Here is a 13,200-nt window from a genome sequence, read left to right on the forward strand (position 1 = left end):
TCACAGGAACGCCTCGAGGCTCACGACCGAAATGCCGCGATCCTTAAAACTCCTATGGGTGGCAGCCACGGAGCCGTCGAGATCGATGCCGCGACAGGCGTCCTCGACGACGGCGACCTCGAAACCGGCCGTGCGGGCGTCCTCCGCCGAGAAGCGAACACAGAAATCCAGCGCCAGACCGGCGACGAAGACGGTCTTCAGCTCGCGTTCGCGCAAGTAACCGAGCAGTCCGGTCGGCGTCTTATGGTCGTTCTCGAACAGCGCCGAATAGGAATCGATGCCGCGGCGAAAGCCCTTGCGCACCACCAGGCTCGCGCCGACAACGTCGAGCTCCCGGTGGAATTCAGCGCCCGTCGTACCCTGCACGCAATGAGAGGGCCAGAGCACCTGGGTGCCGTAGTCGAGCTCGATGGTCTGGAACGGCTGCTTGCCGGCATGGTTGGCCGCGAATGACACGTGATCCCGCGGATGCCAGTCCTGAGTCAGCACCACATTGGCGAATTTTTGGGCGACTCGGTTGATGGCGGGGACGACCTTTTCGCCGCCGGGAACGGCGAGCGCCCCGTTGGTGCAGAAGTCGTTCTGCACGTCAATCGCCAGCAGCACGTCGCGGTCGGAAATCTTCATCGCTGGTCTCGTTGCATCTGCCGGCGCGAAGGCGCCAGGCGCGCTTCCCCTAGTGTCCGCCTTCCCGCGCTGCTGCGCAACCGTTGGTCCGTGAGGAAGCACCCGCGAATTGGTCCCGGAAAGGCGCTCAGGGTGCAACGGTTTGACATCAACCGTGTTGACTAGCTGCACCCAGGGACGGATTCTGACAGCCGTTCGCAATTTGCGATCAGAGAGCGGAGGAAGCGGTTCCCGCAGCCCGTGCGGCTGCGGCAGCCATATGGCCATGACGATCGGCAAGACAGGACAAATTCTACTCGCCGATATCGGCGGCACCAATGCGCGCTTCGCGCTGAGCCAGGCTGAATCGAGTAACAGCGATCCGACCGGACCGATCGACTACGTCAAGGTCGCCGACTTCCCGACCGTTCGGGAGGCCATCGTCGATGTTCTCGCTCGCAGGTTCTCCGGCGGGCAGCCCCGAAGAGCTGTGCTGGCGGTGGCCGGCCCTGTCACCAACAATCGCTGCGTCATGACCAACAGTCCGTGGGTCATCGACGGCAACGAGCTGCAAGCTGCGCTCGGCTTCGACAGCGTCCACGTGCTCAACGACTTCGAAGTGGTGGCCTGGTCTCTTCCCGCCTTGCAGCCTGCCGACCTCATTCCGCTTGGCGGGCAGGATGGCCTGCCCGGAGAGCCCCTGCTGGTGGTCGGGCCCGGAACCGGCTTTGGGGTGTCCTGTTTGGTCGAGCGCCATGGCGCACGGCTGGCGGTCGTGACCGAGGCCGGTCACGCCACCCTGCCGGCGGAGAACGAGCGCGAGGAACGCGTGATCGCCTGTCTGCGCAAGCGCCTTGGCCATGTCTCCATCGAGCGCGGCGCGCTCTCAGGTTCTGGCCTGCAAAGCCTCTACGAGGCCCTCGCGGAGGTCGATGGCGCCCAGGTACCACATCGGGATCCTGCCGCCATCACCAAGGCCGCGCTGGAGGGCAATTGCCCCGTCAGCCGTGCGACGCTCGACATGTTCTGCGCCATCCTCGGCTCGGTCGCGGGCAATCTCGCGGTGACCTTCGGCGCCCGCGGCGGCGTCTATATCGCCGGCGGGATCGTGCCGCGTTTTCCCGAGTTCCTCGCGGCGTCCGCATTCCGAGCACGCTTCGAGGCCAAGGGACGCTTCCAGGATTACTTGCGCAACATCCCGACCAGGCTGGTGATCAAGCCTGATGCGAGCTTCGTCGGCCTCAAGATGTTCGCCCAGCACAATCCAAATTGACTAAATTGAGCGGAGGAAGCGCCCTCTCGCGGTCCAGCAATTCACAACTGATTGCCGCGTACACCCGATTCCGCGCGGGATCGTGCTTGCCTGCGCGTTTCCGATGCGAAACAATCCTGTCTGTGTGTGGCGTAGTTGCGGGGGCGTGGCATGCGTAAACAGGATTTCGGTTTCGACTATCACCGCTATCACCGCCTGCTGCGGGAGGCGGACAACGAAGACAAGCGGCTGGCCCTGATCGAGCTCCTGATCGAGGAAAAGGCAAGGGACCGGCTGGCCGCCCAGCGCGCTTCGGATCGCGCCGCCATGACGGCGCACACCATTGCCACGGTGCTGAGAAACGGTCGCAACTGAGGCTTGCGAGCTCGTCCCGGCGCGTGAGAACACGAGGCGATTGCGACTTCATTAACGATGCCTCGCAATCTGGCGTCAAACTTTTTGCTCTAAGAGTTCCCCCACCTGAGGCAAATCAGGGTCAATAACCAATAAGGGGGGAAGTGAACATGAGCATGATCTCGCTCGCCGTGATGCCGGCCGCCGTCGAAGCGCGGTTCGCCGTTTCTTCGTTCAAGACCATCTTGCTGTTCTGCTGCACGGGCCTGGCCGTCTCGTTCGGCTTGATCGCGCGTGGCATCGATCTCAGCGCCGGCCTGATCTGACAGCGCGCCGAGCTGTTTCGCCAAATGGCCGCCCCCCCGACGGGCGGCCATTTTCGTTTGGCGATCTCAGTGCGGCGTCTCGCCGTCACCAGTGCGGCGTCTACGCCGTCACCAGGGAGGCGTCCACGCCATCACTCAGTGCGGCGCCTTCTCTGTGGCTTCCGGAAACATCGAATCGATCATCGCCTTGAGCTGATCCATCGCGATCGGCTTGCGCAGGATCGGCCTTCGCCGCAGCAAGGACGGCAGCAGCTCCGGTCCATAACCCGTCGCGAACAGAAACGGTTTTCCGCGTCGCTCGATCAGATCGGCGACGGGATCGACGTAGACGCCCATCAGATTGATGTCGAGGATGGCCAGATCATACTGCGCGGTCATGGCAAAGGCGCTGGCGTCGCGGACATTGTCCGCTTCCGCGACGACGCGGTGGCCGAGCTCCTCCACCATGTCGGCGATCATCATCCGGATCAACGCCTCGTCTTCGACCAGGAAAACGGAGAGTCCGTCCGCCATATCAACCCCGCAGTCAGCCTTACGAAGCTAACCATAACCGAATTGCGGAGAGGATACACGAATTCGTGGCCGCCGCCCTTAATTCAGACGCGCCCGATCCGATTCAACTTGATCAATCCAGTCCTCGCTCGTGGCTCAGGCGCACCATCTCCTGAATGAACACCTGCTTCTGCTTGTCATCGAGGCTCGAATAGAGCGGCTCGGCCGCGTCGGCCACGTTGCGCTGGTCGGCCGCCCGGTCGATCAGGAACTGCGCCTCGTTGCGCATCTGCTCGATGATGTCGTCGGGCGGATCGCGCTTGGCGCGCGCGACCCGAAGGTTGAGCCGCTCTGCACCATTATGCCCGAGGTAGTGCATGGCGCTCGAGAAGCCGTACCAGTGCTTCTCCTGATCGGGCGTGAGGTTCAGTTCGGTCTTGATCCGCTCGATATAGGCATCGCTGTTGGCAACGATCTGTTCCGCGCTCTGCTGCGGAGCGCCGGTCTGGGTGAGAACCGTGACATCCTTATTTTCTTTGTTGTCCTTGCCATTCTGCGGGGCGTTCTTCGCTTCCTTGCTCGCTTTGGAGCCCTTCCCCGCCTTGGCGCTCTTGGCGTCCTTGTCCTTGCCGCCCGGCTGCTTGGCATCCTTGCTTGCATCCTTGCTGGCCTCCTTGGGCGGCGGCGCCTGATTGCCATTGTTGCCGACGCCGAGCACGCCGGTGAAGACGCCCACCACGCCGCCGATGGCGCCGCCAAGCACGCCGCCGACCGGACCTGCCGCCTTGTTTCCGGCCGCCGCGCCCTCCTGAACGCCTTTGACCAGACCTTGGGCGTTCGCCACCGCGGCGACGCCCAGCAGCAGCGCGAGCACGGACCCCAGCGCAAACCATCGTCGCAGGTGAAGCCGCGCTGGCAGCACCGGTTTGATCATTCTCGTCTCCATCGTCGATCTGGCTGGCCTCTCCGGCGAAAGGCCCATGACAATTGCAACTCTATCGTTTCCGCCGCGCCGAGGTCCAGACGCCACCAATCGCCGTCCACGCCCGAAAAGTCTTTCGCGCGAAGCGGTTATGCAGGCTTATTCGAAACTGCGGCGTAATTGCGCACAGATCGTTCGAGGGCTCGCTTGCGCGAAGTGTGCGCCGCAAAAATGAACGTCCGCGGTTTGCCTGCAGCACACGGTCGTGAATGCGCTCGCGATCCTGCCGGGCACACCAATAGTTCTAGACGAGGAGCCGTTCGGCTTTCTCGACAGACGCGATCAATCATGATCTGATCGCGCTACCAATTTGCTGCGACCTCGCGTGAAATGCCGACGCGGGCCGACGGCACCAATAAGAAAATCCAACAACGAGAACTCAAGAAAGAAGTCTCTCAGAGGAAACTCCAACAACAACACCCAAGCGAGGAAACGAGATGTCACGCAAGACACTGACGCGACGTCAATTTGTGGCTGCCACTGCAATGTCCTCCGCGGCGCTGATCACGGCGCCTTATGTCAGAGGCGCTTACGCCGCCGGCAAGCTCTCAATCGGGTTCTGGGACCATTGGGTGCCCGGCGCCAACAAGGCCTCGACCGATCTCGTCAACGAATGGGCCGCGAAGGAGAAGGTGGAAGTCTCCATCGACTACATCACCAGCAACAACAAGAAGATCGAGCTGACCGCCGCGGCCGAAGCCCAGGCCAAGTCGGGTCATGACATTCTTCAGATGCCGAGCTGGTGGCCGCAGGCCTATGCCGAGAATCTCGAGCCGCTCAACGACGTCGTGGAGCCGCTCCTCAAGCAGAATGGCGAGGTGAACGGCACCGTCAAATATCTCGGGAATTCGGGCGGCAAATGGCTCGCGGTGCCCGCGACCCCCGGCAGCCAGATCAAGGGGCCCTGCTCCCGCATCGATTTGATGAAGCAGCACGCCGGCATCGACGTACAGGAGATGTACCCGGCCGGCAGCCCGCCCAAGGCGGACAACTGGACCATGGAGACCTTCCTGAAGGCAGCCGAGGCTTGCCAGAAGGCTGGCTTTGCATTCGGCATCGGCCTCGGCGAGACCACCGACAGCGTGGATACCGCCGGCGCGATCTTTCAGTCCTTCGGGGCCGAGCTCGTCAACGCCAAGGGCGATATCACGGTGAAGACCGATCAGGTTCGCCAGGCCATGGAATTCTACAAGAAGCTGATCGCGTTCCTGCCGCCGGATGCACCCTCCTGGGACGACGCTTCGAACAACAAATGGCTGATCTCCGGCCGTGGTGCGATGATCCTGAATCCGCCGAGCGCCTGGGCTGTTGCCAAGCGCGATGCGCCGCAGGTCGCCGAGCAGTGCTGGACGCACGGCTTCCCGTCCGGTCCGAAGGGCCGGTTTGCGCCGTACCTGCCGTACTTCTGGGGCGTCTGGAGCTTCGGCAAGAACAAGGAGGCGGCCAAGAGCCTGCTCGTTCACTTGTCCGCGCCGTCATCGATCGAGAAGTTCGTCGCGGTGAGCGGCGGCTATGATCTGCCGGCGTATGCGAACATGACCAAGTTCAAGACCTGGGCGGAAGAAGGGCCGCCGAAGGGAACGCTCTATCACTATCCGGACCCGCACAAGCATCAGACGCTGTCGATCGCGGCATCGCCGGCGCCGCCCAAGATCGCACAGCAGATCTACTTCCAGGCGACGCTGACCAAAATGGCACTGCGTTATGCGCGGGGCGAGACGTTGGAGCAGGCGCTCGCCTGGGCCGAGGGCGAGTGCGAAGGCTTCATGCGGAGCTAGGCCGGGGCCTGCTGACAGGGCGGCTCGCGTCACGTGCGTGAGCTGCCCGGGCTGCATGCTTCAATCCGCTTGACCGTGAAGCCGCATGGCCGGCTTCACGGTTGGACAGCATAAGAGCATAGAGAAAGACTAATCCAAGGAATCTGACATGGCCGATGTCGTCGTTGAGCGAGGTCGCGTCGCCCGTGCGGCGGGCGCCCGCAGGGGATCGAGCCTGCGCAATGCGCTCGGGCGCAAATCGACGGTGGCGTTTTTCCTGACGCTGCCGCTGATCCTCCTGATCGCGCTGCTCGTGCTCTACCCCGCCTTCTATTCCGTTCATCTGGCGACGCTGAACAAGTCGATGACGAAGTTCGTCGGCTTCGGCAACTTCACCTTCCTGTTCAAGCGCGAGACGTTCTGGATGGTGGTGCAGCAGTCCTGCATCTTCGCGATCACGGCCGTGATCTTCAAGGCGCTGATCGGCTTCATCGTCGCGCATTTCGTCCACAACATTCCGGCCAAGGGCCAGCGCAAATGGCGCGGCATGCTGCTGGTGCCCTGGGTGATCCCACCGGCGATGAGCACGCTGGCCTGGCTGTGGCTGTTCGACCCTTCCTACAGCGCCTTCAATTACACGCTGTCCTTCTTCGGCGTCGGCCCGATCCCCTGGCTCGGCGACACCTTCTGGGCACGCTTCTCCGTCATCCTCGTCAACATCTGGTACGGCGCGCCATTCTTCATGATCATGTATCTGGCCGCGCTGAAATCCGTCCCCGATCAACTCTACGAGGCCGCCGCGATCGATGGCGCCAATTGGTGGCAGCGGATCTGGTACGTCACCTTGCCGATGATGCGCAACATCATCGCCATCACCACGCTGTTCTCGCTGATCGTCACCTTCGCCAATTTCGACATCGTGCGCATCCTGACCTCAGGCGGTCCGCTGGATACGACGCATCTGTTCGCCACCTGGGCGTTCCAGGTCGGCATCCAGAGCAGCGACATTCCGCTCGGCGCCTGTGTCTCGCTGTTCATGGTGCCGATCCTGGCGGTCGCTGCGATCTTCATCCTGCGCGATGTCAACAAACGCGGAAACGAAGCCTGATGAGCACGCTCGCAATCGACAAGGCCGGCCCCTCCCGCAAGATCAAGTATGGCAGCATGAGCCGCGACCGCGCCTGGGCGCTGCGCTGGTCCTATTTCTTCCTGGTGCTGTTCGCGATCTTCTTCCTGACGCCGCCAATCTACATGCTGATCACCTCGCTCAAGAGCAGCGCGGAGATATCGGCGGCAACCAATCCCTGGTGGGTGTTCCACCCGACGCTGTCGAACTATGTCGAGCTGCTGAGCTCGAACCAGTTTCTGCGCTTCTTCTGGAACTCGTCGATCGTGTCGATCGTGGTCGTGATCATCACGATGCTGATCAGCATCCCCGCGGCCTTTGCGCTGGCGCGGATGAAGTTCTGGGGCTCAGCGACGCTGGCCACCGGTGTCTTTCTTACCTACCTGATCCCGGACAGTCTTCTCTTCATCCCGCTGTTCAAGATGCTCGGGGTCGTCCAGGACTACACCGGCATCACGCTGCTCAACCGATGGTACGTGCTGCTGTTCATCTATCCGACGTTGACGGTGCCGTTCTGCACGTGGATCATGATCGGCTATTTCGCCTCGATCCCGAAGGAGCTCGATGAAGCCGCCCTCATCGACGGCGCCTCGTGGCTCCAGACCTTGACCCGGATCTTCATTCCCGTTGCATTGCCCGGGCTGATCGCGGCGACCATCTTCGCCTTTACGGTGTCCTGGGCCCAGTTCCTCTATCCGCTGGTGTTCACGACCTCGATCGATCAGCTCGTGCTGCCGGTCGGCATCACCACCACACTGATCAAGGGCGACGTCTTCAACTGGGGACAGATCATGACCGGCGCGCTGCTTGGCGCCGCGCCGCCGCTGATCATCTACGCCTTCCTGATGGACTATTACATTGCCGGCCTGACCGCCGGCGCGACGAAGGGTTGAAATTGAGGGGTTGAAGTGCAATGGCCGACGTTTCCCTGCGTAAGGTGATCAAGCGTTACGACGATGTCGAAGCCGTGCGCGGCATCGATCTCGATATCTCCGATCATGAATTCATCGTGCTGGTGGGCCCCTCCGGCTGCGGCAAGTCGACGACGCTGCGCATGATCGCAGGGCTCGAGGACATCACCGACGGTGACATCATGATCGGCGGCGACGTCGTCAATGACGTGCCGCCGAAGGACCGCGACATCGCCATGGTGTTCCAGAATTACGCGCTCTACCCGCACATGACGGTCGCGGAGAACATGTCGTTCGGCCTGCGCCTGAAGCACTATCCCAAGGCTGAGATCAAGGCGCGAGTGACCGAGGCCGCCCGGCTCCTCGACATCACCGACCTGATCGATCGCAAGCCGAAGCAGCTATCCGGCGGCCAGCGCCAGCGCGTCGCGATGGGCCGCGCCATCGTGCGCAATCCGAAGGTGTTCCTGTTCGACGAGCCGCTGTCCAATCTCGACGCCAAGCTGCGCGTGCAGATGCGGATCGAGATCAAGAAGGTGCACCAGAAGGTGCGCACCACCACGGTCTACGTCACCCACGACCAGGTCGAGGCGATGACGCTGGCCGACCGCGTCGTTGTGATGAACAAGGGATGTATCGAGCAGATCGGCACGCCGAACGAGCTCTACCACAAGCCGGCCACACGCTTCGTCGCGGGCTTCATCGGCTCGCCCGCGATGAACTTCATTCCGTGCCGGCTCGAGGACGTCGGCGGCACGCTCCAGATCCGTCTCACCGACCGCATCGCTTTCCCGCTGCCCCCAGCCCGCGCCGCACGCTACAAGACTCTGCCGCGCACCGAGAAGCTGCTGCTGGGCCTTCGCCCCGAGCACCTCACCGAGTCGCATGCGCATCTCGCGCCCGGCGTCGAAACCTTCGAGACCGTGCTCGACGTGACCGAACCGATGGGGATGGAGACGCTGGTCTATTTCGGGCTCGACGGCACGCCGGTCTGCGGCCGCGTCGATCCCAATGCCGGCGCCAAGGACGGGGCACCCATGCGTTTGGCGATGGACCTCAACAACATGCACCTGCTAAACGAGGCGTCCGGCGTCGTGTTGTGATGCCGGTCCAAGAAACTCGCGCAGGCAGGAGACGATGGCGACCAACAAGAAGAAGATTTTCGTTACGCAAACTTTGTCGCAAGGGGCACGCGCCCTCCTCACCCAGCGGGACGATATCGAGCTCGTCGAGTTTCCGAACCTGATCTCCGCCAAGGACTTCGAGGCTCTGCTCAAGAGCCATGCACCGGTCCATGGCGTCGCGCTCGGCGCCACCGCCTTTGGCGAGACCGAGCTCGACGCCGCGAAGGACATGAAGGTGGTGACCCGCATCGGCGTCGGCTACGACGCCGTCGACGTGCCCGCCCTCTCCCGCCGCAAGGTGCCGCTGATGGTCGCTGGCAGTGCCAACTCGCCCTCGGTCGCGGAAGCCGCGCTGTTCATGATGCTGACGCTGGCGAAGCGCGCGCAGGAATTGCACGCTTGCGTCAAGGACGGCAAATGGGCCGACCGGCTCGGCATGCTGCCGTTCGATCTCTACGGCAAGACCGTGCTGATCATCGGCTTCGGCCGTATCGGCAGTCGCACCGCCAAGCGCTGCCTAGCGATGGAGATGAAGGTACAGGTCTATGATCCCTACAAGCCGGCTGCCGATATCAAGGCCGCCGGCTGCGAGCCCGTCGCCGATTTCGATGCCGCGCTGCCTCATGCCGATTTCGTCACCATCCATTGTCCGAAGACGCCGGAGACGGTCGGCCTGTTCGATGCGGCACGGATCGGCGGGATGAAGCCGAAATCCTACCTCATCAACACCGCGCGCGGCGGCATCGTGAAAGAGGCCGCGCTCTATGACGCGCTGGTCTCCGGCAAGCTCGCCGGTGCCGGTATCGATGTGTTCGAGGTGGAGCCGCCGCCGCTCAGCAACGCACTGTTTGCCCTGCCCAACGTCATCATGGCCCCGCATGTTGCCGGCGTTACCATCGAGGCCGTGAGCCGCATGAGCGAGCAGACCGCGCGCAACATCCTGAGTGCGCTGGACGGCGATCCCATCCGGCAGAACGTCATCAACCAGGACGTGCTGGGCTGAGCCGAACTCCGGGCGGGCGGCGCAGGCGCTCGCTTGGGACGACCAAAAACCGTCCCATTTTGGTGCAGATCGAGCCCCAACTCAGCCTTAATCAAACGCGCGTAATGAGCCAGGGCGCACCGGCAGTGGGACAGACCAGCCGGCCGCGTCGAGCTGGAGGATGGACCCTTGGCAGAGATCGACCCGACCGACCACGCGCTGGCGACCATCGCCAGCATTTTAGAGCACCCCGAGCCCGTTCTCGTCGTACGGGAGACCGAGACCGAAATGATGGTCGCTGGTGAACGTGAGCACATCGCCGCCGACGAGCAGCCAATTGTCGACGAGCATCCAGTGGTCGAGGAGCAGCCGCTGGTGCCGGAGCACACTGATGCGGATGGCTACAGCAAGGTCGGCCCGGGCCCGATGGTGGCGATCCGCCTCAAATGGACAGTCCATCGCGGCGACGACGGCCAATTCTACGTCCACGAGACCATCGGCGAGCAGTCGGCGCCCGTGGTTAGCGGCCCGATGACGAGCGAAGCCGCCGTGCATTTCGTCGACGCGCAGGAGCACGAAGCGCATCGGCGTTTCGAAGAGCTGCGCAGCGAAATTGCCGGCCGCAGCTCGCTCGCCGAATTCGAGCGCAAGGGCGAAGCGTAGGTTTACGTCGCTGTACACCTCTCCCCGCCGGGGAGAGGTGAAGGCCGAGCATCTACTTCCTTCCCAGATAATCCTTCTTCACGAGTTCGACGCCGGCGTGCCGCAACAGGTCGTAGGCCGTCGTCACGTGAAAGAAGAACTGCGGGACGCTGAAGGTCAGCAGCAGCGTTCGTCCGGTGAATGGCAGCTCGGTGCCGTTCTTCAGCTTGAAGAACACATTGCGTTCGGCCGACGCGTCTATCTCGGCGCGCGGCAGGCTTTCGATGAACTCGATCGACGTCGCGATGCGTGCCTGAAGTCCGGCCATGTCGTGCTCCAGCACCGGCAGCGTGATCGGTTCGCGCTCCGCCAGCAAGGCCGGGGCGACCACGCCATGGCGGCAGGCCTCGCCGACCTGCTGCGCCAGATCGTACATGTTCGGCGCCAGGCGCATACCGAGCAGAACCGCCGGATTGAACTTGCGGGTCTCGGCATAGGCCACGCCCTTGTCGAGCAATCCGGACAGGTTGCGCAAGTACGGCACGAAGAGGCCTACCGAGGCCTCGTACATCGAGATCGTCACCTCTGAATTCCCTTCAATTCCGCCTCGCCAGCGACGGGCATCTGGTCTAAATCCACCCCGCACAATGACAGCTCGGGCACGGGTGGAAAAGAGATGATCGTTCGAATCTGGGCAGCTTTGGCCGTGGCGTTGCTGGTGAATCTCTCGGCGCACGCGCAGCAGGCGCCCTCGCGCCTCGACGAGATAGTCAAGCGCGGCACCTTGCGCGTCGGCATGACCGGCGACTACAAGCCCTTCACCTATCTGGACAAGACCACGCAGCAATTCAGCGGCTTCGACGTCGACATGGCGCAGGCCCTTGGCAAGGCGCTCGGCGTCAAGGTCGAATTCGTGCCGACGGCCTGGCCGAAGCTGATGAAGGATTTCGAGGCCGACCAGTTCGACATCGCCATGGGCGGTGTCTCCGTCACGCTCGACCGGCAGAAGAAAGGCTTCTTCTCCACGCCGATCATGCGGGAGGGCAAGACGCCGATCGCGCGCTGCGCCGACACGGCCAAGTACCAGAGCATCGCCGACATCGACAAGAAGGGCACCCGAATCATCGTCAATCCGGGCGGCACCAACGAACGCTTCGCGCGCGCCAACATCAAGGATGCCGAGATCACCGTCTTTGCCGACAACACCGTGATCTTCGACGAGATCGCCAAGGGCAACGCCGATCTGATGATGACCGACGCCTCCGAGACGCGATACCAGCAGAAGCAGCATGCCGGCGTGCTCTGCGCGGTGCACCCTGAAAAGCCGTTCGATTTTTCGGAGAAGGCCTATTGGCTGCAGCGCGATGTCGCGTTGAAAGCCTTCGTCGACCAATGGCTGCACATCTCGATGGAAGACGGCAGCTACAAGAAGATCTATGCCGCCTGGTTCAACTAGGCTGCGTCGCCCTGTCGCTCGCTTCGGCCAAACTGTGGACGGGTTCCGGGCGTATTGAACCCGAACGCATTGCAGCACGACTCATACGGATGAAAGTGATCTAGATCACTTTTTGCGATCGAACCGGAGCGTATGCGTCAGTCCGGGGACCATCTGTTCAGGAGATGCGAAATGAGGAAGCTGTTGGCTACGGCCGCATTCCTGTTGGCGAGCACGGCTGCTCAGGCACAATACACTTTCGAATATGGCGGGCGCACCATCCGCATCGATCCCGACCGCGGCACGGTGCAGATCCCCGGCTTGTACGACAACACCGGCCAGGGCAAGGCCAAGAAGGCCAAGAAGAACGAGCAGGCGCCGCAGCAGGCCACGGTGGATCCGCAAGCGCCGGCTGCTGCTCCGGCACCTGCCCCCGCTCCCGCCGCCGCGCCGCCCGCGGCCGTGCAGGCGCCTGCACCCGCCGCCGCAGCAGCGCCGCCCGCAGCGCCGCAACCACCCGCTCCGTCACCGGCCACCGCCAACAACACGCCCGCCGACACGGCCGTGGCGCCGCCCCCTGCGCCGCCTTCGGCCGCTGCTCCCGTCGAGCAGCAGGCGGCGCCCGCTGTGACGCCACCGCCCGCCCCGACCGTGGCTGCCGCACCACCGGCGCCGCCTCCGCCACCCGCGCCGGCGCCTGCCCCCGCTCCCGTTCAGGCGGCTGCAGCCACGCCTGCTCCGGCAGCCGCGCCCACGCGCGATCTGAATTCGCCGCTCGGCGTTTGGCTCACGGAGGAGAAGGAAGGCAAGGTCCGCATCGAGCAATGCGGCACCAATCTCTGCGGCTATTCGGTCGATTCGAAATCGAACCAGAACGGCGAGCAGGTCCTGATCAACATGAAGCCCGGCAAGGACCAGAAATGGTCAGGCCGCATCCTCGACCCCAATTCCGGCTCGACCTACGACTCGACGATCGCGATGAAGGGCACCGACCGGTTGCGCGTGCAGGGCTGCGCCTTCGGCGGCATGTTCTGCGGCGGCCAGACCTGGACGCGGGTGAACTGAGATCGGACTGATCGTTCTGACCAATGCAAGGGGGCCCCGATGCGGGTCCCTTTGTTTTTACGCGCCCTTCTGTTGCGAGGTGAGCAACCTCACTCAACCTCCTGCACACGTGACAGCCCTCACATCGCCGGTTCCCGGTCCATGTC

15 protein-coding genes are annotated in these 13,200 nt (G+C 63.1%); 11 read left to right on the forward strand and 4 right to left on the reverse strand.

Annotated features, from left to right (window positions below):
- The gene (gene pncA / locus IVA92_RS34850; protein WP_247275626.1) at positions 1-627 is read right to left on the reverse strand and encodes a bifunctional nicotinamidase/pyrazinamidase; all 627 of its coding nucleotides are present in this window, start codon (positions 625-627) and stop codon (positions 1-3) included.
- A 265-nt stretch (positions 628-892) separates the two neighbouring features.
- Between pncA and glk the strand changes: the two genes are divergently transcribed.
- The 3 genes from glk to IVA92_RS34865 all read left to right on the forward strand — a co-directional run bounded on the left by glk (position 893) and on the right by IVA92_RS34865 (position 2,538).
- Positions 893-1,879, forward strand: a complete 987-nt coding sequence (gene glk, locus IVA92_RS34855; RefSeq protein WP_247275674.1) for a glucokinase — start codon at positions 893-895, stop codon at positions 1,877-1,879.
- A 150-nt stretch (positions 1,880-2,029) separates the two neighbouring features.
- Positions 2,030-2,233, forward strand: coding sequence for a hypothetical protein (locus IVA92_RS34860; RefSeq protein ID WP_247275627.1), 204 nt, complete (start codon positions 2,030-2,032; stop codon positions 2,231-2,233).
- Positions 2,234-2,382: 149 nt separating this feature from the next.
- On the forward strand, positions 2,383-2,538 hold the full coding sequence (locus tag IVA92_RS34865) for a hypothetical protein (RefSeq protein ID WP_247275628.1): 156 nt from the start codon (positions 2,383-2,385) through the stop codon (positions 2,536-2,538).
- 135 nt (positions 2,539-2,673) lie between these two features.
- Here the strand turns inward: IVA92_RS34865 and IVA92_RS34870 are convergent, their stop codons facing one another.
- On the reverse strand, positions 2,674-3,051 hold the full coding sequence (locus tag IVA92_RS34870) for a response regulator (RefSeq protein ID WP_247275629.1): 378 nt from the start codon (positions 3,049-3,051) through the stop codon (positions 2,674-2,676).
- Positions 3,052-3,163: 112 nt separating this feature from the next.
- Entirely contained in the window at positions 3,164-3,964 is an 801-nt protein-coding gene (locus IVA92_RS34875) for a Spy/CpxP family protein refolding chaperone (RefSeq protein WP_247275630.1), read from the reverse strand.
- 485 nt (positions 3,965-4,449) lie between these two features.
- On the opposite strand from IVA92_RS34875, the gene IVA92_RS34880 reads away from it, so the two are divergent.
- The 6 genes from IVA92_RS34880 (at position 4,450) to IVA92_RS34905 (ending at position 10,575) form a co-directional block, all read left to right on the forward strand.
- The gene (locus IVA92_RS34880) at positions 4,450-5,790 is read left to right on the forward strand and encodes an extracellular solute-binding protein (RefSeq protein WP_247275631.1); all 1,341 of its coding nucleotides are present in this window, start codon (positions 4,450-4,452) and stop codon (positions 5,788-5,790) included.
- A 148-nt stretch (positions 5,791-5,938) separates the two neighbouring features.
- A complete protein-coding gene (locus IVA92_RS34885) occupies positions 5,939-6,877 on the forward strand; it encodes a sugar ABC transporter permease (RefSeq protein WP_247275632.1) in 939 nt (312 codons plus the stop codon).
- The gene (locus IVA92_RS34890) at positions 6,877-7,788 is read left to right on the forward strand and encodes a carbohydrate ABC transporter permease (RefSeq protein ID WP_247275633.1); all 912 of its coding nucleotides are present in this window, start codon (positions 6,877-6,879) and stop codon (positions 7,786-7,788) included. The genes IVA92_RS34885 and IVA92_RS34890 overlap by 1 nt, the downstream gene beginning before the upstream one ends.
- A 20-nt stretch (positions 7,789-7,808) precedes the next feature.
- The gene (gene ugpC, locus IVA92_RS34895; RefSeq protein ID WP_247275634.1) at positions 7,809-8,909 is read left to right on the forward strand and encodes a sn-glycerol-3-phosphate ABC transporter ATP-binding protein UgpC; all 1,101 of its coding nucleotides are present in this window, start codon (positions 7,809-7,811) and stop codon (positions 8,907-8,909) included.
- 34 nt (positions 8,910-8,943) lie between these two features.
- The gene (locus tag IVA92_RS34900; protein WP_247275635.1) at positions 8,944-9,933 is read left to right on the forward strand and encodes a hydroxyacid dehydrogenase; all 990 of its coding nucleotides are present in this window, start codon (positions 8,944-8,946) and stop codon (positions 9,931-9,933) included.
- Positions 9,934-10,101: 168 nt separating this feature from the next.
- Positions 10,102-10,575, forward strand: a complete 474-nt coding sequence (locus tag IVA92_RS34905; RefSeq protein ID WP_247275636.1) for a hypothetical protein — start codon at positions 10,102-10,104, stop codon at positions 10,573-10,575.
- Between the two features lie 52 nt (positions 10,576-10,627).
- Here IVA92_RS34905 and IVA92_RS34910 read toward each other — a convergent pair whose 3' ends face one another.
- Complete coding sequence (locus IVA92_RS34910) at positions 10,628-11,125, reverse strand: DUF1993 domain-containing protein (RefSeq protein WP_247275675.1); 498 nt, start codon at positions 11,123-11,125, stop codon at positions 10,628-10,630.
- Between the two features lie 105 nt (positions 11,126-11,230).
- Here IVA92_RS34910 and IVA92_RS34915 point away from each other — a divergent pair, with 105 nt between their 5' ends.
- Positions 11,231-12,010: a transporter substrate-binding domain-containing protein gene (locus IVA92_RS34915; RefSeq protein ID WP_247275637.1), complete on the forward strand. Its 780-nt coding sequence runs from the start codon at positions 11,231-11,233 to the stop codon at positions 12,008-12,010.
- Positions 12,011-12,181: 171 nt separating this feature from the next.
- Positions 12,182-13,054, forward strand: a complete 873-nt coding sequence (locus IVA92_RS34920) for a DUF2147 domain-containing protein (RefSeq protein WP_247275638.1) — start codon at positions 12,182-12,184, stop codon at positions 13,052-13,054.
- Positions 13,055-13,200: the final 146 nt, after the last annotated feature.

The organism is Bradyrhizobium sp. 154, assembly GCF_023073875.1.
In the GTDB taxonomy this organism is placed as follows: domain Bacteria; phylum Pseudomonadota; class Alphaproteobacteria; order Rhizobiales; family Xanthobacteraceae; genus Bradyrhizobium.